At 64.9% G+C, this 23,305-nt stretch carries 26 protein-coding genes; 17 read left to right on the plus strand and 9 right to left on the minus strand.

What is annotated here, in order from left to right:
* The first annotated feature begins 149 nt into the window (after positions 1 to 149).
* Together ABMA59_RS20230 and ABMA59_RS20235 are read left to right on the plus strand one after the other, a co-directional pair.
* A complete protein-coding gene (locus ABMA59_RS20230; RefSeq protein WP_349007187.1) occupies positions 150 to 1,241 on the plus strand; it encodes a helix-turn-helix domain-containing protein in 1,092 nt (363 codons plus the stop codon).
* A 146-nt stretch (positions 1,242 to 1,387) separates the two neighbouring features.
* Positions 1,388 to 2,104: a nitroreductase gene (locus ABMA59_RS20235; RefSeq protein WP_349007188.1), complete on the plus strand. Its 717-nt coding sequence runs from the start codon at positions 1,388 to 1,390 to the stop codon at positions 2,102 to 2,104.
* 58 nt (positions 2,105 to 2,162) lie between these two features.
* Here the strand turns inward: ABMA59_RS20235 and ABMA59_RS20240 are convergent, their stop codons facing one another.
* The 4 genes from ABMA59_RS20240 to ABMA59_RS20255 all read right to left on the minus strand — a co-directional run bounded on the left by ABMA59_RS20240 (position 2,163) and on the right by ABMA59_RS20255 (position 5,024).
* Positions 2,163 to 2,669: a GNAT family N-acetyltransferase gene (locus ABMA59_RS20240; protein ID WP_349007189.1), complete on the minus strand. Its 507-nt coding sequence runs from the start codon at positions 2,667 to 2,669 to the stop codon at positions 2,163 to 2,165.
* 78 nt (positions 2,670 to 2,747) lie between these two features.
* Positions 2,748 to 3,383: a TPM domain-containing protein gene (locus ABMA59_RS20245; protein WP_349007190.1), complete on the minus strand. Its 636-nt coding sequence runs from the start codon at positions 3,381 to 3,383 to the stop codon at positions 2,748 to 2,750.
* 1 nt (position 3,384) lies between these two features.
* Entirely contained in the window at positions 3,385 to 4,173 is a 789-nt protein-coding gene (locus ABMA59_RS20250) for a TPM domain-containing protein (RefSeq protein ID WP_349007191.1), read from the minus strand.
* 218 nt (positions 4,174 to 4,391) lie between these two features.
* On the minus strand, positions 4,392 to 5,024 hold the full coding sequence (locus ABMA59_RS20255; protein WP_349007192.1) for a LemA family protein: 633 nt from the start codon (positions 5,022 to 5,024) through the stop codon (positions 4,392 to 4,394).
* Between the two features lie 139 nt (positions 5,025 to 5,163).
* Here ABMA59_RS20255 and ABMA59_RS20260 point away from each other — a divergent pair, with 139 nt between their 5' ends.
* The 5 genes from ABMA59_RS20260 (at position 5,164) to ABMA59_RS20280 (ending at position 8,226) form a co-directional block, all read left to right on the plus strand.
* Positions 5,164 to 5,385: a hypothetical protein gene (locus ABMA59_RS20260; protein ID WP_349007193.1), complete on the plus strand. Its 222-nt coding sequence runs from the start codon at positions 5,164 to 5,166 to the stop codon at positions 5,383 to 5,385.
* Between the two features lie 6 nt (positions 5,386 to 5,391).
* Complete coding sequence (pdxY, locus tag ABMA59_RS20265; protein WP_349007194.1) at positions 5,392 to 6,276, plus strand: pyridoxal kinase PdxY; 885 nt, start codon at positions 5,392 to 5,394, stop codon at positions 6,274 to 6,276.
* A 24-nt stretch (positions 6,277 to 6,300) separates the two neighbouring features.
* Complete coding sequence (locus tag ABMA59_RS20270) at positions 6,301 to 7,077, plus strand: DUF429 domain-containing protein (protein WP_349007195.1); 777 nt, start codon at positions 6,301 to 6,303, stop codon at positions 7,075 to 7,077.
* A 73-nt stretch (positions 7,078 to 7,150) separates the two neighbouring features.
* On the plus strand, positions 7,151 to 7,795 hold the full coding sequence (locus ABMA59_RS20275) for a carbonic anhydrase (RefSeq protein WP_349007196.1): 645 nt from the start codon (positions 7,151 to 7,153) through the stop codon (positions 7,793 to 7,795).
* Positions 7,795 to 8,226 (plus strand): nuclear transport factor 2 family protein, encoded by a 432-nt coding sequence (locus tag ABMA59_RS20280; RefSeq protein WP_349007197.1) that lies wholly within the window; start codon positions 7,795 to 7,797, stop codon positions 8,224 to 8,226. Before ABMA59_RS20275 ends, ABMA59_RS20280 begins: the two co-directional genes overlap by 1 nt.
* Here the strand turns inward: ABMA59_RS20280 and ABMA59_RS20285 are convergent.
* On the minus strand, positions 8,220 to 9,473 hold the full coding sequence (locus tag ABMA59_RS20285; protein ID WP_349007198.1) for a multidrug effflux MFS transporter: 1,254 nt from the start codon (positions 9,471 to 9,473) through the stop codon (positions 8,220 to 8,222). The genes ABMA59_RS20280 and ABMA59_RS20285 overlap by 7 nt on opposite strands.
* The gene (locus ABMA59_RS20290) at positions 9,470 to 9,943 is read right to left on the minus strand and encodes a MarR family winged helix-turn-helix transcriptional regulator (RefSeq protein ID WP_349007199.1); all 474 of its coding nucleotides are present in this window, start codon (positions 9,941 to 9,943) and stop codon (positions 9,470 to 9,472) included. The genes ABMA59_RS20285 and ABMA59_RS20290 overlap by 4 nt, the downstream gene beginning before the upstream one ends.
* Positions 9,944 to 10,066: 123 nt before the next feature.
* Here ABMA59_RS20290 and ABMA59_RS20295 point away from each other — a divergent pair, with 123 nt between their 5' ends.
* Positions 10,067 to 12,121 (plus strand): M3 family metallopeptidase, encoded by a 2,055-nt coding sequence (locus tag ABMA59_RS20295; RefSeq protein ID WP_349007200.1) that lies wholly within the window; start codon positions 10,067 to 10,069, stop codon positions 12,119 to 12,121.
* Positions 12,122 to 12,124: 3 nt separating this feature from the next.
* Here ABMA59_RS20295 and ABMA59_RS20300 read toward each other — a convergent pair whose 3' ends face one another.
* Positions 12,125 to 12,454: a hypothetical protein gene (locus ABMA59_RS20300; protein WP_349007201.1), complete on the minus strand. Its 330-nt coding sequence runs from the start codon at positions 12,452 to 12,454 to the stop codon at positions 12,125 to 12,127.
* 105 nt (positions 12,455 to 12,559) lie between these two features.
* Complete coding sequence (locus ABMA59_RS20305) at positions 12,560 to 13,036, minus strand: GNAT family N-acetyltransferase (RefSeq protein WP_349007202.1); 477 nt, start codon at positions 13,034 to 13,036, stop codon at positions 12,560 to 12,562.
* A gap of 178 nt (positions 13,037 to 13,214) precedes the next feature.
* Here ABMA59_RS20305 and ABMA59_RS20310 point away from each other — a divergent pair, with 178 nt between their 5' ends.
* The 3 genes from ABMA59_RS20310 to ligD are packed head-to-tail and all read left to right on the plus strand — an operon-like array spanning position 13,215 to position 16,880.
* Entirely contained in the window at positions 13,215 to 13,451 is a 237-nt protein-coding gene (locus ABMA59_RS20310) for a hypothetical protein (protein WP_349007203.1), read from the plus strand.
* A 1-nt stretch (position 13,452) separates the two neighbouring features.
* Positions 13,453 to 14,343 carry a non-homologous end joining protein Ku gene (gene ku / locus ABMA59_RS20315; protein ID WP_349007204.1) on the plus strand — a complete coding sequence of 297 codons (891 nt, stop codon included), beginning with the start codon at positions 13,453 to 13,455 and terminating at the stop codon, positions 14,341 to 14,343.
* Positions 14,344 to 14,345: 2 nt separating this feature from the next.
* Positions 14,346 to 16,880 carry a DNA ligase D gene (ligD, locus tag ABMA59_RS20320; RefSeq protein ID WP_349007205.1) on the plus strand — a complete coding sequence of 845 codons (2,535 nt, stop codon included), beginning with the start codon at positions 14,346 to 14,348 and terminating at the stop codon, positions 16,878 to 16,880.
* A 16-nt stretch (positions 16,881 to 16,896) separates the two neighbouring features.
* Here the strand turns inward: ligD and ABMA59_RS20325 are convergent, their stop codons facing one another.
* On the minus strand, positions 16,897 to 18,060 hold the full coding sequence (locus ABMA59_RS20325; protein WP_349007206.1) for a M20 aminoacylase family protein: 1,164 nt from the start codon (positions 18,058 to 18,060) through the stop codon (positions 16,897 to 16,899).
* A gap of 178 nt (positions 18,061 to 18,238) precedes the next feature.
* Here ABMA59_RS20325 and ABMA59_RS20330 point away from each other — a divergent pair, with 178 nt between their 5' ends.
* The 6 genes from ABMA59_RS20330 to ABMA59_RS20355 all read left to right on the plus strand — a co-directional run bounded on the left by ABMA59_RS20330 (position 18,239) and on the right by ABMA59_RS20355 (position 23,282).
* Positions 18,239 to 19,393, plus strand: coding sequence for a D-alanyl-D-alanine carboxypeptidase family protein (locus tag ABMA59_RS20330; RefSeq protein WP_349007207.1), 1,155 nt, complete (start codon positions 18,239 to 18,241; stop codon positions 19,391 to 19,393).
* A gap of 51 nt (positions 19,394 to 19,444) precedes the next feature.
* Entirely contained in the window at positions 19,445 to 20,602 is a 1,158-nt protein-coding gene (locus ABMA59_RS20335; RefSeq protein WP_349007208.1) for a CobW family GTP-binding protein, read from the plus strand.
* A 74-nt stretch (positions 20,603 to 20,676) separates the two neighbouring features.
* Positions 20,677 to 21,087: a GFA family protein gene (locus ABMA59_RS20340; RefSeq protein ID WP_349007209.1), complete on the plus strand. Its 411-nt coding sequence runs from the start codon at positions 20,677 to 20,679 to the stop codon at positions 21,085 to 21,087.
* A gap of 99 nt (positions 21,088 to 21,186) precedes the next feature.
* Positions 21,187 to 21,336 carry a histidine kinase gene (locus ABMA59_RS20345; protein WP_349007210.1) on the plus strand — a complete coding sequence of 50 codons (150 nt, stop codon included), beginning with the start codon at positions 21,187 to 21,189 and terminating at the stop codon, positions 21,334 to 21,336.
* Positions 21,333 to 22,244: a site-specific tyrosine recombinase XerD gene (locus ABMA59_RS20350; protein WP_349007211.1), complete on the plus strand. Its 912-nt coding sequence runs from the start codon at positions 21,333 to 21,335 to the stop codon at positions 22,242 to 22,244. Before ABMA59_RS20345 ends, ABMA59_RS20350 begins: the two co-directional genes overlap by 4 nt.
* 87 nt (positions 22,245 to 22,331) lie before the next feature.
* Complete coding sequence (locus ABMA59_RS20355) at positions 22,332 to 23,282, plus strand: acetyl-CoA carboxylase carboxyltransferase subunit alpha (RefSeq protein ID WP_349007212.1); 951 nt, start codon at positions 22,332 to 22,334, stop codon at positions 23,280 to 23,282.
* Positions 23,283 to 23,305: the final 23 nt, after the last annotated feature.

Here is a 23,305-nt window from a genome sequence, read left to right on the forward strand (position 1 = left end):
GGATAGCGTTCATGGGACTCTCACGGTTGAAGGGATGGGCTCAAATCGCACCGCCTCCCGTGGGCCGCGTCCTCAATCGCGATTCAGGTCGCCCCTGATCGCGATCCGGACCATGATCTGCCGATCGATTCCGCCACGGGAAATCCATCTTGATCTTCGTCCCCCTGCCCTTCGTGGTCGCGCTGCTGCTCTCGATCCTGCTCGCGGTCATGCTGCGCAATCTGGACCACTGGCGGGGCAATCAGCCGTTCCTGGCGCTCGTCGCCCTGTGCGCGGTGCAATCGACCATCCTGGGCTTGCGCTGGGGATATGGCGTGACGGAACTGCGCTATGTGCTGCCGGTGCTGGCGGCCTGCCTGCCGCCGCTGGTGCTCGAAAGTTTCCGGAGCCTCGTGCACCGCGACCAGGCCGAGACGAAATGGACGCGCTGGCTCCACCTGACGCCGCCGCTTAGCATCCTCGCGCTGCTGCTCCTTGCTCCCGGCCTGATCGATTTCGCACTGATCGCGCTGTTCGTCGGTTATGCGCTAGCCGTACTTGGCCTAGGGCGCGGCGGCCCCGACGGGCTGGACGAGGCGCGTTTCGACGGGGCGGTGGCGGCGCATCGCGCTCTTTTTGTCGCTGCCGCGTCGCTGCTGCTGTCGGCGCTGGTCGACCTCGCCGTCGTGACCGATTTCGAATGGAGCAAAGGGGCGAACGCCGCGCTGATCGTCACCAACGCCAATCTGCTGGAACTGCTTCTGATCGGCCTCACGGCCCGCGTCGCGGCCCGCGCCCGGGCAGTTCCGCCGGCCGCGCCGGAGGCAGCCGACCATGCAGCGCTGACCGCGCAAGACCGCGAGATCCTCGATCGCCTCGACGGCCTGATCATTGAGCAAAAACTGTTCCGCGACGACAATCTGACGCTGGCCCGGCTGGCGCGGCGCCTTGGCGTTCCGGCGAGAACAGTTTCCGGCGCGGTCAACCGGCTGGCACGCAAGAACGTATCGCAATACATCAACGACCACCGGATCGCCGAAGCCTGCCGGCTGCTGCGGGAGACCGATATTTCGGTCACCTCGGCGATGTTCGAGGCGGGGTTTCAGACGAAATCCAACTTCAACCGCGAGTTCAAAAGGGTTACGGCGCTCAGCCCGGCCGCCTGGCGGGAAAAACACCAGCAGCCGATAGCAGCAGTTGCCCGGCGGCCAGTCGTCCAGACACGTACATCCAACTCCAATCATCAAGAACTGACCAAATAAACTGCTCATTCGGGTCGGCTGGACGTTGGGATGACTTCGTCTGACCAAATGGTGTGCCGGGGCTGACGATGCGCAGAATGGACCGGCTCATCCCGATTTTGATACTTTTCGGTTGCTGGAGCTTGGCAACCGGAAGGTGAGCGATCATGGACGTATATGAGGCGGTCATGACCCGGCGGGCCGTGCGCAAGTTCACTGACCGGCCCATTCCGAAGGACCTGCTGGAGCGCGTGCTGTCCGCCGCGTCCTGGGCGCCCTCCGGATCGAATATCCAGCCGTGGAACATCTATGTGGTGACTGGCGCGCCGCTGGCAGAACTGAAGAAACGCGCGGGCAAGCGAGTGGCCGCGCGCGACCCCTGGGACGAACGTGAATACGAGATGTACCCCGCCGAATTGGAGTCCCCCTACCGCGAGCGCCGGTCCCGCTTCGGCCATGAGCGCTACAGCGCTCTCGGCATCGCGGATGGCGACTGGGAGGCAAGCCAGAGGGCCGCTTCCGCCAATTGGGACTGTTTCGGCGCGCCCGCTGCCCTGTTCTGCTTCATCGATCGTGACCTTGGCAGGCCCCAATGGTCCGACGTCGGCATGTATCTGCAGACCATCATGCTGCTGCTGCGCGCCGAGGGGCTGCACAGTTGCACCCAGATGGCATGGTCGGTGTATCGCAAGACCGTCGCGGAGATACTGTTGCCGCCCGAAGGGCTGATGCTTTTCTGCGGCATGTCGATCGGTTACGAGGATGTCGCGGAGCCTTACATCCGCACGGGCCGGGCGCCGCTCGATGAGACCGTGACGTTCGTCGACACGGTTCCGCAACGACTGCCGCGAACCGCGCTCGCCGATTCATTGCTGGGCGTATGAAATCCTCGCCGGCGACACCTTCGCCGCTTATGTCGATCCTACGGCGTTTGGCCCGCCGTCACTCCCAGACGAAGGCGATCTTCTTCAGCGCCTTCTGGTCGAACACTTCCACGCCCTCGGCGACGTCGCGCCCGCCCGCGCCCTGGTAGAACGCCACGGCATTCTGGTTCTCCTCCAGCGCCCAGACGACCAGCCCCTTGAGACCGTGGTCGGCCAGCTTCTTTCGGGCGACCGAAAACAGCCGGCTGCCGAGGCCGACGCCCTGATATTCCGGCTTGAGGTAGAGTTCGTAGATCTCGCCCTGCTGCGGCAGCTCGCGGGCGCGGTTGCGGCCGATCGTCGTGTAGCCCGCGACCTCGCCGCCGATCTCGACGACGATGACGGTCGCGGCGCGGCGGATGGCGTTGGCCCACCAGTCGCGGCCACGCCGGTTGACCATCTTGGTCAGCGCCTTGTGCGGGATGATGCCGGCATAGGCGCCCATCCACGCGGCGTGGTGAACCTCGGCGATCGCCTCGGCGTCGCGCGGTTCGGCCCTGCGGATGTCTATGGTGAGCGTAGTCATGGGGGTCGAGTTTAGAACGCCGGCCCGCCATTGCAAGCGACAGAAACCATGCCGCTGCGGAAGCAGGGAAAAAGCCGTTCAGATTTCCACAAGATGATCGCGCAGCTCGTTTGCATCGTCGGCGCGGCGCGGAAAATGGATTTCCAGCAGCGCGCCGGCGGTGGCCACCGCGGCGACGAAACCGTCCGCCAGCCGGTCGGAGCGTGCATGGCCGACGAGCTCGGCGACGATGCCGTTCCAGGTCTGCTGCGGCACCTTGGCGTTGATGCCGGCATCGGCGACGACCTCGGCGTAGCGCTCGGCCAGCGACACGAAGATCAGCACGCCGGTACGTTCCGCCGTGATATGGACATTGCGTGCCAAAAACTGTTTCAGGGCGTTGTCATGGGCGCGGCGGTAGCGCAGGCCGCGCGGCACGAAATGCATGCGGATGCCCGGCGCAAGTGCCAGGACGAGCCAGCAGGAGGCGAGTGCGAGCGTCACGGCGGCCCAGAAGACGGGCAGGCGGATCGACACCCACCAATATTCGAGCGCGAAGGCGGCGGCGAGGCTGACGGCCATCACCGCGAGCGCGGCGAAGAAGGCCGAGGGATAAAAATAGCTGTCGCTGGATCGCGCCACGACGCAGTAGATCTCGCCCGATGTTTTTGCTTCCGCCGCGCGGATGGCATCGGCGATGCGGTGGTGGTCGGGGGCGCCGAGGGTTCTGGTCATCTCACCAGCTCCCCGAGGCGCCGCCGCCGCCGGAGGAGCCTCCCCCGCCGGAAAAGCCGCCGCCGCTGCTGCCCGACGACCACCCTCCCCCGCCGGAGGACCAGCCGCCGGAGGAACTGCCGGAAGACCAGCCGCCGCGCGACGACCGCCCGCCCACGGTGATGTCCATGCCCAGCCAGCGGTAGCGGTTGGGGCCGATTTTCGTGCCGAAGATCGGCGGCAGGATCGCCATCGCCATGCCGCCGAGGAAGATCGTCGCCCACAGCGCGATGAAAAGGACAAATATCCAGTCGACGTCCTCTAAGGCGTTGTCGGCGGAGGGATTGCGTTTTGCCCGCGCCTCGAGTTCCGCCGCGTTGCCTTCCAGCACCATGATGATGTCGTCCACGGCGCGCGAGATGCCGCCGGAAAAATCGCCGGCGCGGAAGGCCGGCACCATGGTGTTCTCGATGATAAGTTTGGAATGCAGGTCGGTGAGCGTGCCTTCCAGCCCATAGCCGACCTCGATTCGCATCTTGCGGTCGGCCTTGGCGACCAGCAGCAGGATGCCGTTGTTCTCGCCGCCCTGGCCGAGGCCCCAGGCGCGGAACAGGCGGTTGGCATAGGGTTCGATGGCCTCGCCGTCGAGGCTGTCGACGGTGGCGACGACGATCTGGTCGGAGGATTTTTTCTCGAAGGCTTCGAGTTTTTGCGACAGCGCCGTTTCCGTCGCCGGGTCGATCATGCCGGCGGTGTCGGCGACGCGGCCGGTAAGTTTGGGGAGGTCGGCGGCGAGGGCGGGAAGGCACAATAAGACGAGGACGAGGACGAGCGCAGCTATCCCTCCCCCTTGAGGGGAAGGTGCCGAGCGAAGCGAGGTGGGAGGGGTCAGCGCGGCAGTGCGAGGGGCCTTATTCGCTTTGAAGAAAATAAGGTAGAGCACTGCAGCAGCGACCCCTCCCGGCCGCTTCGCGGCCATCCTCCCCTCAAGGGGGAGGGGGAACACCGCGCCCTTCGCCACGGCCTGGATTATCCGCCCTGCTTCGTCCCGAAATCCACCTTCGGCGGCTCCATCTTGTCTTCTGCCACCGTGAAATTCTGGAACGGCTTGCTGTCGGTGAACCACAGCGTCGCCCAGATCACCGAGGGGAAGGTGCGCAGCGTGGTGTTGTACTCGCGCACTGTCTCGATGTAGTCGCGCCGCGCCACGGCGATGCGATTCTCGGTGCCTTCGAGCTGCGCCTGCAGGCCGAGGAAATTCTGGTTGGCCTTGAGATCCGGATAGTTTTCAACCACGGCGAGCAGCCGCGACAGTGCGCTGGTGAGACCCGCCTGGTTGTCCTGGAACGCCTTGAAGGCGTTGGGATCGGAGAGCGTCTCGGGCGTCACCGTGACCTGCGTCGCCTTGGCGCGGGCTTCGACCACCGCCTCCAGCGTGTCCTTTTCATGCGCGGCGTAACCCTTCACGGTCTCGACGAGATTGGGGATCAGATCGGCGCGGCGCTGGTACTGGTTGAGCACCTCGCTCCACGCGGCCTTGGCCTTTTCCTCGGCGGTCGGGATGGTGTTGTAGCCGCAAGCCGACAGCAGCGGCAAAAGCACGGCGAGAAGGAAGAAGGGGAAAGCCCCGCGGGCAGTCGGCGCGATGGTCAGGGAAGTCATTTTAGCCCCTCGACAACGGATTGACGGCGGAGATTTAACATATTCGCGGTGCAAAGGAACCGGCAGCCGGCTTCGCCCTTGGACGCGCGCCGTGCCGTGTGATAGGCGGACTGCTCGAAGCCATGCCCGAGGGGATCGCGTGCCCAGCGACGGAGACAGCCAGCGGACGGACGAATCCAGGCGGATTCTGGCCCGTGTCGCCGGCGAGGCCGAGCCGGATGGCGCAACCACCGGTCGTGGAGCCGACGATCGCCCGGACCCGGTCGAGAGGCTGGGGATTCGTATCGGCCGTCTGCTCAGCGTGGCGATCACCGTGGCGGTGATGGTCTGGGTCGTCGTCTACATCATGTGGAACTTCTGAGGCATCATGAATACCGAACAGCCGGAGACGCCGCGCGCCGTCATCGTCATTTCGAGCCATGTGGCGCGGGGTTCCGTCGGCAACCGCGCGTCGGTGTTTGCCTTGGAGACCCTGGGTTTTCCGGTCTGGGCGGTGCCCACCGTCATCCTGCCCTGGCATCCCGGACATGGACGCGCGACGCGCATCGTGCCGGAGCCGGAAAAATTCGCGGCGCTGATGAAGGACCTGGAATCCTCGCCCTGGCTGGGCGAAGTGGCGGGCGTGCTCTCCGGCTATCTCGGTGATATCAGGCAGGCCGACGCGGTGGCGTCGCTGGTGACGGCGGTGCGGGCCAAAAACCCGCGCGCACTTTACGTCTGCGATCCGGTGATGGGCGACATGGGCGGCCTCTATGTGCCGCAGGGGCTTGCCGAGGCATTACGCGACGTGCTGGTGCCGATGGCCGACATCGCCACGCCGAACCGCTACGAACTGGAATGGATGACGGGAGAAAAACTCGACGATCTGCGCTCGGTGATGGCGGCGGCGATGGAGGCCGGGCCGCCGACCATGCTGGTCACGTCGGCGCCGGCGCTCATGGCGGGCGGCATCGGCAATCTGATGCTGACGCGCTCGGAGGCGCTGCTGGCCGAACACCGGGCGATCGACAAGCCGCCGAACGGGTTGGGCGACCTGACGGCGGCGGTGCTCCTGGCGCGCCTGCTCGCCGGCCAGCCGGCCGGCAAGGCGCTGCAATCGACGACCGCCTCGGTCTTCGAGATCCTTGCCCGCACGACAAAACGTGGCGCCGACGAATTGCAGATCGAGACCGACGCGCAGAGCCTGTCGCACCCGATGGCGATGGTGCATCTGCGGCATCTGACACATCCCGGCCGCGACAGGCGGGCGTAGATCCTGTTCGGGGTGCAATGGACCATGCATCCCCCGCTCGCCGCTTCCGTCGACATAGCCGGCGTCGACGGCTGCAAGGCGGGCTGGGTCGCGGTCATCCTTCGGCTGGGCGAGGGCCCGACCGTCAAAGTTTGTCCGACATTCGGGCGGCTGCTGGCCGGGTTGGCCGGCGATGCCGTGGTGGCTGTCGACATGCCGATCGGCCTGCCCGATTTCACGCATCATGGCGGACGCGGACCGGAAGCGCTGGTGAGGCGCTTCCTCGGACAGCGGCAGTCCAGCGTGTTCTCCATCCCGTCGAGAGCGGCGGTCTATGCGGCCGACGAACCGTTCACGACGATCGAGCGCTGGTACGACGCGCACCGCGTCGCCAGTGCCGTGGCACGCGAGACGTCGGAACCGCCGCGCGGCGTGTCGATCCAGGCGTTCGGGATCTTCTCGAAAATCCGCGAACTGGACGGGCTGCTGCGCGACAGGCCGGACCTGCGCGCACGGGTGATCGAATCGCATCCGGAGCTGGCGTTCTGGCGGCTCAACGGCAAGCAGGCGATGACGCTCCCGAAGAAGGTAAAGGGCCGCATCAACCCGCCAGGGATGGAGGAGCGCAAGGCGCTGCTGGCAGAGCACGGGCTGGAGCGCGGATTCCTCGACGCTCCGCCGCGCGGGGCTGGCGAAGACGATTTTCTCGACGCCGCCGCCATGCTGTTGATCGCAGCCCGGCACGCGCGGGGCGAGGCGCAGCCGTTCCCGAACCCGCCGGGAACCGACGAATATGGCATTCCCATCGCCATTTGGGCTTGAGCGAGCGGCAATTTGCTGCGGTGCAGCGAATTGCACATTGATCAGTGCCCGTGATCGGCGCTAGGTAAAATCCATGACCGATCTTCCAGACCACCTCGTCGCCGGCTATCGCAGCTTCATGAAGGGGCGCTATGCCGCGGAGACGGGCAGGTGGCGGACGCTGGCGCGCGAGGGGCAATCGCCGGAGACGATGGTGATCGCCTGCTGCGATTCGCGCGCGGCACCCGAAGTCATCTTCGATTCCGGGCCGGGCGAACTTTTCGTGGTGCGCAACGTCGCCAATCTGGTGCCGCCCTACGCGCCGGACGGAGAGTTCCACTCGACCTCGGCGGCGCTCGAATTCGCCGTTCAGGTGCTGAAGGTCAAAAATATCGTGGTCATCGGCCACGGCCGCTGCGGCGGCATCCGCGCGGCGTTGTCGCCCGCTGCCGAGCCGCTGTCGCCGGGTGATTTCATCGGAAAATGGATGAGCCTGCTCGGGCCGGCGGCCGAATCCGTCACCAGCAACGCGCTTTCAACAGCGAGCGAGCGCCAGACCTCGCTGGAGCGCATCTCCATCCGCTATTCGATCGCCAATCTGCGGACCTTCCCGTGCATCAGCATCCTCGAAGGCAAGGGGCGGATCACGCTCTCCGGCGCCTGGTTCGACATATCGAGCGGCGAGCTTTGGGTGATGAACCGCAAGACCGGCGACTTCCAGCGCCCCGACATCGACTGATGCAAGGCCGCGCGGCGCTTGGAAGGCCTTTCAGTGCCCTGGCCGGCATGGCGCTCCTTCTCTACGGAGGATTCACCCCGGTCCTGGCACAGCGGCCGGTGGTCGAGGAATGGTACGCGGCACTTGCTGTCGCCGACCGAAGCAAACTCGAAAGCCTGCTTGCCCCAAATGCAAGGATCAGGCTCGGCGACCTCGGCATCGAGCAGACGAAGGCGGAATTCGTGGATTCACTCGACGAATGGGAGGCAGCCGTCAAGGGCGCGACGATCCGCCATCGGATCGAAAGCGGCGACGGCGCCGTGACGACGGTGATTGCCTGCTACGACTTTCCGGCCAATGACGTGCTGCTGCGCGAGAATTTTCGCATCGAGGCGGGCCTGATCCTGGAAAACAGTCAGGACGCGATCGCCGAGAGTTGCGAATCCTACTGAAGGGGCTGCTCAGGCGGGGCATGCACCTTGTTGGCGGCCGCGGGTTTCGGGAGCCTGTGCCAGGCAAACCAAGCGAGTATGCCGATCAGCCCCATGGCCGGGATCACGGTGGCCATCGCCACCACCGGCTCGCCGATGGAAGCGCACACCAGCCCGCCGACGAGGCCGCCGCCCATCTGCACGAAGCCGCTCATCGACGATGCGGCGCCGGCAATGTTGGGAAACGGCGCGAGCGTCGGGGTGAACATGGCGGGCAGCACGAAGGCCAGCCCGAACGAGAAGAAGGCCACCGGCCCCATCACCAGCAGGAAGGTAGGCTCGAACAGATGCAGTCCGATCGCGGTCGCGGCGCTGCCGAGGCCGATGAAAGCAAGGCCCACGGGCACGATGCGGAACGCACCGTAACGGCCGAGCAATGGACGCACCACCAATGAGCCGGCAAAATAAAAACCGGATTGCATCAGCATGCCGATGCCGAACTGGCTGGGCGTCAAGCCGACCCGGTCCATCAGGATGAACGGCAGGATCGTCGCCTGCGTGTAGATAGTGCCGACGCTGCCGGCCAGTACAACGCTGGACAGCACGAAATAGGGGCTGGAGAGCACCTTGAGGTACGAACCGAGCAACGCCTTCGGGCGGATGCGCGACAAGTCGCGCTCGACCGTTTCGACCATGGCGAAACGCACGATCAGCACGATGACCACCGCCACGACGAACATCAGCACAAAGATCGCATGCCAGCCGGCGAGTTCCATGGTGATCCCGCCCAGCGTCGGCGAAAAAGCCGGACCAGCGGCAAGGATCAGGCCCATCAGGTTCATGATGCGGGCGGAACGTTCGTTGGTGAACAGGTCGCGCACCACGGCACGCGCGATAGCCCAGCCCACGGCCGCGCCGACGCCTTGCAGGAAACGCGCCGCGATCAGCAGTTCGACCGTCGGCGCCAGCATCGCCATAAGCGAAGCGGCGAGGAAGATGCTCATGAAGGCATAGGTAACGGGCTTGCGCCCCAAACCGTCCGACAGCGGGCCGCAGATCAATTGGGCCACAGCGAAGCCGGCAAAATATAACGACAGGGTCAGTTTGACCGCCGCCTCGGTGGTCCCAAAGGCATGCACGATCTCCGGCATGGCCGGTGTGTAGAGCGCCATCGACATCGGACCGATGGCGACCAGCACCGCGCCGATCAGACTGACGCGCCGTTCGCTCATCACCGGCGCGGAACGCACGTTTGCCTGCATGTTCATGCCGCGGCGCCTTCCTTGCGGGCCTGTTCGCGCGCCGCCGTCAGATTGGCCAGCACACGCTTCAGCAAATCCAGAAAAATCCGCCAATCGTCGGGCGGGATCCCACGGGCCACGTCGGCACGCAGAGCGGCACCGATCGGCTGGATGCGGTCGAGCATCACCTCGCCGGCGGCCGTGACATGCACCAGCTTGGCGCGGCGGTCGGCGCTGTCGGTCTGCCGCTCGACCAGCCCCATCGCCTCGAGCCGATCCAACGAGGCGCTGACCGTCATGGCTTCCACGCCGATGCGTTCGGCGAGCAGGTTCTGGCGCAGCGCGCCGCAGCGCGCCGCATGGCTGAGCGTCCTCACGTCGGCGGGGCTGACCTCGATGCCTTCCTCGGTGATGCGCCTGTCCATCTCGGAACGGATCAGCCGTGTTATATCAGCGACAAGGAAGCCCACATTGTCGGCGTCGGTTCGTTTCCGCATCAATAGTAAGTCCTGCTTATTATCAGGCTTGCTTAGAGATAAGGACTGGCGCCGTCAATACGGTTGCACCGCCCTCGGCGCGGCCCTACATCGGATGCGCTTCGCTCCGAGGAGAATTTTCGCATGACGACCGAAACCGCCGTGGATATGGACAACCATCCGCTGACGAAATGGGAAGGTCCGCTTGGCCTGCCGGATTTCTCGCGGATCGGCGACGGCGATTTCGCTGGGGTATTCAAGGCGGCCCTGAAGGCACATGAGGCCGAGATCGACGCCATCGCCGGCAATGCCAAGCCGGCGACGATCGATAATACTCTTGCCGCGCTGGAACTTTGTGGCGACGCGCTTAACCGCGTCTCATCCATCTTCTGGTGTCGGGCCGGCGCCCACACCAACGATACGATCCAGGCTCTGGAGCGCGACATCGCGCCGAAAATGGCGCGGCATTTTTCGGCGATCTCGATGAACGCAAAGCTGTTTGCGCGCATCGACGCGCTCTACGCGCAGCGCGAAAAGCTCGGCCTCGATGCCGAAACGCTGCGTGTTCTCGAAAAGAGCTGGAAGAATTTTGTCCGCGCCGGCGCAAGGCTCGACCCCGAAGGCAAGAAGCGGTTGGCTGATATCAACGAGGAACTTGCCTCGCTCGGCGCAAAATTCGGCCAGAATGTGCTTCATGACGAGAAGGAGTGGGTGCTGTTCCTCGAAGAGGGCGACCTCGACGGGCTCCCCGCCTTCCTGCGCGACGCAATGGGGCAGGCGGCGGAAGCGCGCGGCCGCAAGGGCCTTTATGCCGTGACCCTGTCGCGTTCGATCTACGAGCCCTTCACCAGCTATTCGGCGCGGCGCGACCTGCGCGAGCAGGCCTGGAAGGCGTTCATCCGCCGGGGCGAAAATGGCGGCGAGACCGACAATTGCGCCGTTGTCGCCAAAACCTTGGCGCTGCGGGCGGAGAAGGCGAAGCTGCTCGGCTACGACAGTTTTGCCGCTCTGAAACTCGACGACACCATGGCGAAGACGCCGGCAAACGTCCACGGCCTGCTCGATCCGGTATGGCAAAAAGCCCGCGAGAAGGCTGCAGGCGACCAGGCTGAATTGCAGCGCATCGCAGCCGCGACCGGCAGCAACGAGGTCATCGCCGGCTGGGATTGGCGCTACTATCAAGAGAAGCTGCGCGCCGAAAAATTCGCCTTCGACGAGGCGGAGCTGAAACCCTATCTGCAACTGGAGCGCATCATCGACGCCTGTTTCGACGTGGCGGGAAAACTGTTCGGCCTTTCCTTCGTCGAGGAAAAGGGCATCAAGGCGTGGCACGACGACGTTCGCGCCTTCAGGATCAAGCGCAAGGACGGCAGCGAACTGGGCCTGTTCCTGGCAGACTATTTCGCCAGGCCCTCGAAACGCTCGGGCGCATGGATGAGCGCGCTGCAGTCGGGATACAAGCTCGGCAACGGTTCAAGCCCGATCATCTACAACATCATGAATTTCGCCAAGGCGCCGGCTGGCGAAGCCGCACTGCTGTCGCTCGACGAAGCCAAGACCCTGTTCCACGAGTTCGGCCATGCGCTGCATGGTATACTGACCGAGGTGACATGGCCTTCGGTGGCGGGAACCTCTGTCAGCCGCGACTTCGTCGAACTGCCGTCGCAGCTCTATGAACACTGGCTGACGGTGCCCGAGGTTCTGGAGAAACACGCACTCAACTACAGGACCGGCAAACCGATGCCGAAGGAACTGCTCGACAAGATGCTTGCGGCCAAGACCTTCGGCGCCGGTTTCGCCACGGTGGAATTCACGTCTTCCGCGCTGGTCGACATGGCCTATCACGCTCGGCCTGACGCGCCCGCCGATCCGCTCGCCTTCGAGGCGGAGACGCTGCGGCAACTGGAAATGCCGGACGCCATCGCCATGCGGCACCGCACGCCGCATTTCCAACACGTCTTCGCCGGCGACGGATATTCGTCCGGCTACTATTCCTACATGTGGTCCGAGGTTTTGGACGCCGACGCCTTCGCCGCCTTCGAGGAGACGGGCGACGTCTTCAATCCGGCACTGGCTGAGAAGCTGCGCAAGAACATCTATGCCGCAGGCGGGTCGAAGGATCCCGAGGACCTCTACAGGGCGTTCCGTGGAAAGATGCCGACGGCCGAGGCGATGATGGCCAAGCGCGGACTGGCGTAAGCGTCAGTCCGGGTAGCAGGCTGCCGGAACGTTCGGCCAGACCGCGTCGTCGCATCTCGCCGTTTCGCGTTGCTGCTTGAAGGCGGTGCTGACGGGCCCAGTTACGACCGGGTCGACCCCGTAGGGCGCGTCCGCGAAGCGCTGGCCGACATCCGCGGAATTCGGCGAGGCATCGATGTTGCCAAAATCCTCCTCCAGCGGAACCGACGCCGCCGGACGGTCGAAGCCGCTTGGCGAGGCGCTCCCGGCGGTTATTGCCACCGCCGAAACGGCCAGCGCGGCTAAGGCTGCCGCCCATCCGAGTTTCGTGCCGTTGGAGATGAAGAAAGCCATGCGGAAAAACCGTCGCGGCCGGAAATGGTTCCGAAGCCGTCAATTGCGGGCATTAGAACAAACTATCGTTAAGAATCTCTTTCCGATCGTGTGGCGGCCCGCCCATCACAAGTCCCGCGCAAAATAACGCACGGTCTTCCTGCCGTCATGGATGGGGGCGCTGCCGACCACGGTGAAGCCAAGCGCCGCGTGAAAGGCGTCCGACGCAGGATTGGGCGGCTCGGCATTGACCTCGCAGGTGACCGTCGTATGGCCCGCCACGGCCGCCCTGTCGAACAGGTCATGGTATAGCGTGCGCGCAAGGCCGCGGCCGCGCGCGGCCGGCGAGACGACGACGCGGTCGACATAGACGAAGCGCCGATAGCGGGCACGGAACCACTGGAAATTCGGGCTGGCATAGTCGGCGTCCTGGTCGAAGGCGATCAGGAAGGCGTCGCATTCGCCAACGGCCTCGGCGTAAAAGGCTTGGGCGATCAGATGGCGGAGATCGTCGGGTTCCAGCCAAGACAGTTCGGCCGCATGCGCGTTGTTCAGCGCCAGAACCTCTTCCTCAGGCTGATCCGCCAGACGTGAGAACTCCATTTCAGCCACCGTATCCGCGAGCCTGTTTCGATCCTTCGGCCGATCGGCCTACGATCCACGCGCGAAGTGCCATTTCCGGGGAACCAGGGCAAGCGCCCTGCGTTATCCGGCAGTCCGGCCAGGACTGTCCCCAGCGTTCGCCGGGGAATCGGGTAATCCCGGTTCCCGGTGGACGCTCATGCAGGAAATCACCATGGATCATCGCGACCGCCTCATCCTCGCCCTCTCGGCTTTGGTCAACGCGGAAAGGGAGGCGCGCGAGGCGCTTCAGGACGCGGTTGCCGCGGGTGTGTTCTCGCCGGAGATGCGCATGGGCTTGGCCGACCGCAGTGCGCGCACCCTGAGCGACGACGACATGGATGCGGCGCGCGCCTTCGTGCTGCCGGTGCGCTCGACGATCCGGCTGGACACCTGACATGGCGCCGCGCCCCGCCTGGAAAGGCTATCTGAAACTTTCCCTGGTCACCTGCGCGGTCGAATTGTCCAACGCGACGACACAGAGCGAGAAAGTCTCATTCCGTATCGTCAACCGCGCCACCGGCAATACCGTGAAGCGCCAATATATCGACGCCGAGAGCGGCAAGCGGCTGTCGGAGAAGGACGAGGTGAAAGGCTACGAGACCGGTAAGGACGAATACCTGCTGATCGAGGAGGAGGACATCGAGGCGGTGCAGATAGAGGCCTCGCATACCCTCAATCTCGAAGGATTCGTCTCGAAGGCCGACATAGACCAGATCTACCTCGAAACGCCCTACTATCTCGCCCCGGCAGACAAGGTTTCGGAAGAAGCCTTCGCGGTGATCCGCGATGCCTTGGCGCGGAAAAAGATGGCCGGGCTGGCGAAGATCGTGCTCTACCGGCGCGAGAGGCCGGTGGTGATCGAACCGTTCGAAAACGGCATGCTGCTGACGACGCTGCGCTACGACAGCACCGTGCGGGAGGCCGGCGATATGATCGAAAAGGGCAAGCAGCCCGACCTCGACAAGGAAATGGTCGCACTCGCGGAGCGGTTCATTGACCGCAACAAGGGCAAGTTCGATCCGGAGACGTTCGAAGACGGGTATGAAAACGCCCTGCTCGACCTGATCAGGTCGAAAAAGGCCGGGCGCAAGCCGGCCAAGGCCAAGCCCGCCCCGAAACCCTCCAACGTCGTCAACCTGTTCGACGCGCTGAAAAAGAGCCTTGCCGGTGACGCCGACACGGCCGGCGACGAAGCGGATGACACGGAGGCCAAATCGTCCGGCCGGCGCAAAGCGCCGCCCAAGCGCAAGGCCAAGTCTTCGCCGTCAGGCCGCAAGCAGGCCTGACCATGCCGGCCACGCACGACCCTCTCTCCACCTATCGCGCCAAGCGCGACTTTCGCATCACCAGCGAGCCGTCGGGCGAAGGACATCGCAAGGCCGAAACGGCTGGGGGCGGGAAATTCGTGATCCACAAGCACGACGCAACCCGCCTCCACTACGATCTCAGGCTGGAGCACGATGGGGTTCTCTGGAGCTGGGCCGTGACGCGCGGCCCCAGCCTCGATCCGCATGAGAAGCGGCTGGCCGTGCATGTCGAGGACCATCCGCTGGACTACGGCAGCTTCGAAGGGGTGATCCCCGAGGGCCAATATGGCGCCGGCGCAGTCATCGTCTGGGACGAAGGCGAGTGGACGCCGAAGCACCACCCTGCCAAGGCAATGAAGAAGGGCCATATCGATTTCACGCTCAAGGGCAACAAGCTGAACGGCGACTGGCATCTGGTGCGCCTGCGGCCTCGGCCCGGCGAGAAGAAGGACAACTGGCTGCTGATCAAGTCCGACGATGCTTTCGCCCGGCCCGGCGAGGATATTTTGGTTGACGCGCCGCAGTCGGTCACCACTGGCCGGACCATCGAGGACGTCGCCGAAGGCCGGCCGGCGCGGGCTGACCGCAAGCCGGTAGCAAAAGGCAACGGCAAGACCGAGACTGCCGCCAAAGGCCGGGCGAAGACGACGGCGGAAAACATGCCGGACTTCGTCGAGCCGATGCTGGCGACGCTGCGCACGCAGCCGCCGTCGGGCGGCGAATGGCTCCACGAGGTAAAATTCGACGGCTATCGCATCCAGGCGCATCTCGATGGCGGCAAGGCAAGGCTGTTGACCCGAAAGGGTCTCGACTGGACCGATAAATTCGGCAAGGCGATCGACGAAGCGCTGTCCGGCCTCGACTGCGATAATGCTGTCATCGACGGCGAGATCGTCGTGCTCTCCGAAAATGGCGTGGCATCGTTTTCGGCGCTGCAGGCCGCGCTCTCCGGCAAGCAGACGGAGAAGATGATCTTCTACGTCTTCGACCTGCTCCATCTCGATGGCCAGGATCTTCGCGACGAGCCGCTGGTCGAGCGCAAGCAACGGCTGGAAACGCTTCTTGGCGAGCGCGATGGCCCACTGCGCTACAGCGAGCATTTCGTCGAGCCCGGGAAAACCATGCTGCGCCATGCCTGCCGCATGGGGCTGGAAGGCGTGGTGTCCAAGCGCGCCGACGCACCCTACGAGAGCGGCCGCAGCCTCGACTGGATCAAGTCGAAATGCACCAACCGCCAGGAGTTCGTGATCGTCGGCTACGTGCCGTCCAACGCGGCCGGGCGCGGCGTGCGCTCGCTGCTGGTCGGCTATAACGACAAGGGCAAACTGCACTATGCGGGCCGCGTCGGCACCGGCTTCTCGAACCGCATGGGCTACGAGCTGAAGCAGCGAATGGATGCTTTGAAGACAAAATCCTCGCCCTTCGACAAGACTCCCGCCGGCCAGAAGGATGCGATCTGGCTGAAGCCGCAACTGGTCGCCGAGATCGAATTCCGAAGCTGGACGGCGGACGGCATCATACGGCATTCTTCCTTCCAGGGCTTTCGCGACGACAAGCCCGCTAAGGAGGTCGTCGCTGAAATGCCTGCGGCGGACGAGCCGGAGAAGAAGACCTCCGGCGCGCCAAAAAGCGTAACGCGAAGCCGGGCCGGACAGGGGAGGCAGACCGCCGTGACGCTGACGCATCCCGAAAAGCTGCTGTGGCCGAAGGCCGGCGTCACCAAGCAGGGCCTGCTCGAGCACTACGAGGCCGTCTGGCCGCGCATGCAGCGTTTCGTGATCGACCGGCCGCTGAGCCTGGTGCGCGCGCCGGACGGGGTGGAAGGCCCGCGCTTCTTCCAGAAACATGCCTCGAAAGGCATGCACGAAGCGATCCGCAGGATGAAGGACCCGGATGACGGCGAGGAACTGCTGTTCATCAGCGATTTCGAGGGCCTGTCGGCGCTGGTGCAGTTCGGCGTCGTCGAGGTACACATCTGGGGGGCGACGACCGAGGCAATCGAGACGCCCGACCAGGTCGTATTCGACCTCGATCCAGACGAGGGGCTGGGCGTCGAGGATGTCCGCAAGGCGACCTGGGCGGTCAAGGCGAAGCTGGACGAACTCGGCCTGCCGTCATTCCTCAAGACCTCAGGCGGCAAGGGTTTTCACGTCGTCGTGCCGTTGAAGCCGAAGGCCGACTGGGCCGCCGTGAAAGGCTTTGCTCACGACTTCGCCCACGCGATGGCCGAGACCGAGCCGGACAAATACACCGCGACCCTGTCGAAGAAGGCGCGCACCGGCCGCATCTTCATCGACTATCTGCGCAACGGGCGGGGCTCGACGACGGTCGCGCCGTTCTCCGCACGCGGCAAACCGGGCGCGACCGTCTCCGTGCCCGTGCCATGGCATATGCTCGACAGCCTGACGCCCGACCACTTCGCCATCGGTAACGAGGCGATGGCGAAGGTGCTGAAGGATAAAGATTCCTGGGCAGGATTTTTCGAGGCGGGGAAGGTGCTGAACTGGAAGGGATAGTGGCCCTGCACTCCCCTCACGCCGCCAGCGAGGTCTCCGCCAGCCTCACCCAATAACTCACGCCGTGCGGGATGACCTCGTCGTTGAAGTCGTAGGCGGGGTGGTGGAGGTTGGCGCTCTCGCCATTGCCGATGAAAATGAAAGCCCCGGGACGGGCCTCCAGCATGTAGGAAAAATCCTCGCCGCCCATCAACGGCGGGATGCCGCGATGCACCTGCGCCTCGCCGGCGATCACGGTTGCGACATCTCCGGCGAATTCCGCTTGCTCGGCGTCGTTGACGGTCACCGGATAGTTGGCGTCGAAGTCGAAATGGATGGACGCGCCGAAGCTTGCGGCAACGCCGTCGCAGATTGCCTGCATGCGCTCGCGCGCGCTCGCCGCGACCTCCTTGCGCAAGGTGCGCACCGTGCCGGCGACCTCCACATGCTCGGGAATGACGTTGTAGGCGTCGCCGCCATGGAATTTCGTCACCGTGACCACCAGCGAATCGACCGGGTCGGTCGAGCGCGAGGCGACGGTTTGCAGCGCCACGACCAGATGGCTCCCCACCACGATCGGGTCGATGGTCCGGTGCGGCTGGGCGGCATGGCCGCCGCGGCCCTTGACGGTGATGGTGAACTCCGCCGTCGCCGCCATGATCGGGCCGGGCCGGATGGCGAAATGGCCGAGCGGCAGGCCGGGCATATTGTGCATGCCATAGACCTTCTGGATGCCGAAACGCTCCATCATGCCGTCCTTGACCATGGCCAGGCCACCCGCGCCGCCCTCCTCCGCCGGCTGGAAGATGACGGCGACCGAACCCGCGAAGTTGCGCGTCTCGGCGAGATACTTGGCCGCGCCGAGCAGCATCGCAGTGTGGCCGTCATGACCGCAGGCATGCATCTTGCCGTGGTTCTTCGAGGCGTAGGGCTTGCCGGTAGTCTCGCGGATCGGCAGGGCGTCCATGTCGGCGCGCAGGCCGACCGTGCGGCCCTCGCCGAGCCGGCCCTTGATGATACCGACAACGCCGGTGCGGCCGATGCCCGGCGCGACCTCGTCACAGCCGAACTCCTTCAGCTTCTGCTCGACGAAACGCGCGGTTTCGAATACGTCATACTGCAGTTCCGGGTTCTGATGGATGTGACGTCGCCATCCCGCCACTTCGTCCTGCAATTCTGCGACGCGATTCAGTATCGGCATTTTGTGAATTCCATTTTCGCTCGTTTCCCCTCATGACTGCGTCGCCATGCGGGCTTTGCCATTTTGGCGTCACATAGGCTAAATAGCACCTTCCGGCTGCTTTGGCTTCGCCCGTGCCGACGCGGCGCTGAGCTTATTGAGCTACAATCGTTCACGGCAAGAGGCTATTTCCGAAACGATGATCCGGCTTCCCCTGATTCTTTCCGCCCTGATCGCCACCGCGGCCCTGCACGCCGTTCCGGCCTCGGCCAATCCCTCGATCCTGTTCGACGTGGCGACAGGCCGGGTCATCGAAAGCGACGACCCGTTCCAGCGCTGGTATCCGGCTTCGCTCAGCAAGCTGATGACCACCTATGTCGTGTTCCGCGCGATCCAGGCGGGGGAAGTGACGTTCTCGTCGCCGGTGCGCATTTCCAAGGCCGCGTCACAACTGCCGCCGAGCAAGATGGGCTACCCGCCGGGTTCCGTGCTGACGCTCGACAATGCGCTGAAGATCATCATGGTCAAGTCGGCCAACGACGTCGCGCGGTCGATCGGCGAAAGCGTGGCAGGCTCGCAGGCAGCCTTCGCGGCGCGCATGAACGCCGAATCGCAGCGGCTGGGAATGAATGATTCGCACTGGGTGAACCAGCATGGGCTGCATGACGAGCAGCAATATACATCGGTTCACGACCTCGCGATCCTGTCGGAGGCATTGCGCCATGATTTCCCGCAATATTCCGACTACTTTTCCATCGAGGGCCTGCTCTCCGACGGCAAGGAAGTGCCGAGCCACAACAATCTGCTCGCCCGCTACGACGGCGCCGACGGCATGAAGACCGGTTACACCTGCCCGGCCGGCTTCAACCTGGTGGCATCGGCCACCCGCAACGGCCGCACGCTGATGGCGATCGTCGTCGGCGGGGAAACCATCTCTGCCCGCGACGAAGAGGCGGCCGGCCTGCTGTCGCGCGGTTTTGCCTCCGCGCCGGGCACGGGACCCACCATCGCAGAACTCAAGCGGACGGCAACCGGGCCGAACGTGCCGGTCGACATGACCGACCAGCTTTGCTCGAAAAAGGCACGCGCCGCCCGCGCCAAGAAATACAAGGAACTGGTCGCAGCGGTGAAGGCCGGCAAGGCGGTCATGCCCGAGGCGATCTATTCCGCCGACCTGCCGCGCCCGCGCAGGCTGGTGCCGATCCAGCTCGGCGGCGCGCAGGGGCCGGCGGCCAAGGCGATGGCCATAGCCGACGAAGTCGCCGACGTGCCGATCCCGAGCTGGCGGCCCGATATGCCGGTGCCCGGTCTGCGAACCGTGGAGCAGGGCGACGCCAGCATGGCCTTGCAATAGTCTCGGCGCCTTACCACTTCCGATCCGGACCCGAACTGGCGTAGGTTTCTTGTGACCGATTTTCCCATTCCCGTCTCGGTGCTGACCGGCTTTCTCGGCGCCGGCAAGACGACGCTGCTCAACCGGCTGCTCAAGGACCCGGCGCTGAAGGACACCGCCGTCATCGTCAACGAGTTCGGCGACGTGGCGATCGACCACCTGCTGGTGGACCAGTCTTCCGACGGGGTCATCGAGCTTTCCGACGGCTGCCTGTGCTGCACGGTCCGCGGCGAACTGGTCGATACGCTGGCCGACCTGATCGACCGCGTCCAGACCGGCCGCATCGGCAATCTGGCGCGCGTCGTCATCGAAACCACCGGGCTCGCCGATCCGGCGCCGGTGCTGCAGTCGATCATGGCGCATCCGGCACTGGTGCAGGCGTTCCGGCTCGACGGGGTGATCACGCTGGTCGACGCGGTCAACGGAGCGGCGACGCTGGACAATCATGTCGAGGCCGTGAAGCAGGCGGCGGTGGCCGACCGGCTGGTCGTCACCAAGGCCGATCTGGTCGTCGAGCCGACCGAACTGGAGGCGCTGAAACGCCGGCTGCGGGTGCTCAACCCCAACGCCGCGATCCTTGATGTGCGCGACGCAGGCGCGTCATCGGTCCTCGCCTGCGGCCTCTACGATCCGGCGACCAAGACGGCGGATGTGCGCCGCTGGCTGGGCGAGGCGGCCGACGATCACCACCATGATCACGATCACGACCATCATGGGCAAGCCCCCTACGGGCATCACCATGACGGCCACGATCATCACGATCACGAACACCACGGCTACCATCATCACGCCCACGACGAGCGCATAAGATCCTTCTCGCTGGTCCATGACGGGCCGGTGCCCTATTCGGCGGTCGAGATGTTCCTCGACCTGCTTCTGTCCGTGCATGGCGAAAAACTGCTGCGCATGAAGGGCATCATCGAGTTGCGCGAGGACCCGCGGCGGCCGCTGGTGATCCACGGCGTGCAAAAGACGCTGCATCCACCGGCCCGCATGCCGTCCTGGCCGGACGGGACGCGGGGTGTACGGCTGGTGCTGATCACGCTCGACATGCCGGAGGATTACGTGCGCCGGCTGTTTGCGATCATCACCGCAAAACCGGCGATCGACACGCCGGACAGGGCCGCGCTGGCGGGCAACCCGCTGGGCATACCGGGCTTCATGCGCTGATTTGCCTCGCATGGTTCTTCGGCCCATGATGGCGAGAGACGGTTGGCCATCTGATGGGACCAGCGGGAGGGCGAATGATTTCGGGAGGATGCCTGTGCGGCGCCGTCCGCTATCGGACCGATGCCGAACCGATCATCACGCGGCTGTGCTGGTGCCGCGTGTGCCAGTATTTTGCGACCGGGAATGCGGCCGTCAGCACCTGCTTTCCGTCCGAGGGACTGTCGGTCACCGGCGAACTCAGCGACTTCGTCAGCGTCGCCGACAGCGGCAACAGGATGCACCGGCGCTTCTGCCCGGTCTGCGGCACGCACATGTTCAGCGAGGCGGAATCCCGCCCGCATCTGGTGTTTGTCCGGGCAGGCACTCTTGACGACCCTGGTCTCGCACAGCCGGCGGCGACGATCTGGACCGCCTCGGCTCCGCAATGGGCATGCATCGACGAAAGCCTGCCACGCTGGGAAGGGCAGCCACCGCCGCCCAAATAGCGTTGGGCTCTCGCCCCGGCCCCTGCCTGCGCCCGGTGTCTTGAACTGCGGGGTGCCCCAGGCGATAAGCGGCAGGGCCCAATGGGACCGAGTCGCCTGATGCCGACCCTTTCTCGCTTCGTGATGTTCATCGGCATCGTGGTTCTCATCGTCTATGCGGCGATGTTCGCGCTCGCAACCTTCGTCACGCCTCGCCAAGGTGAGATGACCGTCGACGTTCCGATCGGGGACAGGATCGCAAAACCATGAGAGATTCCGTCCGCATCGAGGCTTTTCTAGAGATGATGAGCGCGGAGCGGGGTGCGGCCGCCAACACGCTGGCCAGCTACCGCCGCGACCTCGACGACGCGGCGGAGGTCGTCGGCGACCTCGGCAGCGCCGATACCGCGGCCCTGCGCGCCTATCTCGGCGACATCGCCTCGCGCGGCTTCGCAGCGACTTCGCAGGCGCGAAAACTCTCGGTGCTGCGGCAGTTCTACAAATTCCTCTACAGCGAGGGCGTCCGGCCCGATGACCCGACCGGTACGCTCGACGCCCCGCGCAAGGAGCGTCCATTGCCGAAGATTCTCGGCGAGGCCGAGACCTCGCGACTGCTTGACCGTGCGGCAACGGAGGCCGCCGAAAAGCCGCATGACCCGCAGGCCGTTCGCATGCACGCGCTTGTCGAGGTTCTCTACGCCACCGGCCTGCGGGTTTCCGAACTGGTCGGCCTGCCGCTGTCGGTGGCGATGCGAGACGAGCGGTTCTTCGTCGTCACCGGCAAGGGCAACAAGGAACGCCTGGTGCCGCTGTCGCCGAAAGCGCGAACCGCCATGCGCGCCTGGCACGCCATCCGGGCAAAGGCCCCTGCCTTCGCCGAAAGCCCGTTCCTGTTCCCGGCCGCCTCCGATAGCGGCTTCCTGGCACGCCAGGTTTTCGCCAGGGATCTCAAGGCCTTGGCGGCGCGCGCCGGAATATCGGCGGCCAAAATCTCGCCGCACGTCATCCGCCACGCCTTCGCCAGCCATCTCCTTCAGAACGGTGCGGATCTGCGCGCCGTGCAGCAATTGCTCGGCCATGCCGACATCTCGACCACCCAGATCTACACCCATGTGCTGGAGGAAAGGCTGGTGCGTCTCGTCAACGACCATCATCCGCTTGCCGACACGCCCAGCTGACGGTATGTGGAGGCGGATTTCAGCGGCGTTCCGGCCGCCAGCCCCGTTCAACGGCCCGACCCGACGGGCTCGCACGTCCGAGAGCGCATGTACAATTATCTCGATTTCGAAAAGCCGGTCGCCGATCTCGAAGGCAAGATCATCGAACTGCGAAAGCTTGCTGAGAATGGCGAGGCGGTCGATGTCGCCGAGGAGATCGGACGGCTGGAGAAGCGCTCCAAGGATGCGTTGCGCGATCTCTACAAGGCGCTGACGCCCTGGCAGAAAGTGCAGGTGGCCCGCCATCCCGACCGGCCGCACTGCCTGAGCTATGTCGAAAAGCTGATCACCGACTTCACCCCTCTGGCCGGCGACCGCGCCTTCGGCGACGACCACGCCATCATCGCCGGCTTCGGCCGCTTCAGGGGCGAGCCTGTGGCGCTGCTCGGCCAGGAGAAGGGCTCCGACACCAAGAGCCGGCTCAAGCACAATTTCGGCTCGCCGCGCCCGGAGGGTTACCGCAAGGCGGTGCGTGTCATGGAGCTTGCCGACCGCTTCGGCATTCCTTTGCTGACGCTGGTCGACACCGCCGGCGCCTATCCCGGCGTCGACGCCGAGGAGCGAGGCCAGGCGGAGGCCATCGCCCGCTCCACCTCGGCCTGCCTGGCGCTTAAAGTGCCGTCGGTCTCGGTGGTGATCGGCGAGGGCGGCTCCGGCGGTGCGATCGCCATTGCCACCGCCAACCGCGTCTACATGCTGGAGCACGCAATCTATTCGGTTATCTCGCCGGAGGGCGCGGCCTCGATCCTCTGGCGCGACACAACACGGTCCCGTGATGCCGCGACCTCGATGAAGATCACGGCGCAGGATCTGCTCGACATGAAGATCATCGACGGCATCGTGCCGGAACCGACCGGCGGCGCGCACCGCTCGCCGGATGCGGTGATCGAATCCGCCGGCGAAGTGATCGGCAAGGCGTTTTCGGACTTCGCCGGCTCCAACATGGATTTCCGCGAGCATCGGCGCGAGAAATATCTGGCGATCGGCCGCAACCTGTAGGAGGTGCCGCCCGCATTTCGCCA

Source organism: Mesorhizobium yinganensis (genome assembly GCF_040081985.1).
Taxonomy (GTDB): Bacteria; Pseudomonadota; Alphaproteobacteria; order Rhizobiales; family Rhizobiaceae; genus Kumtagia; species Kumtagia yinganensis.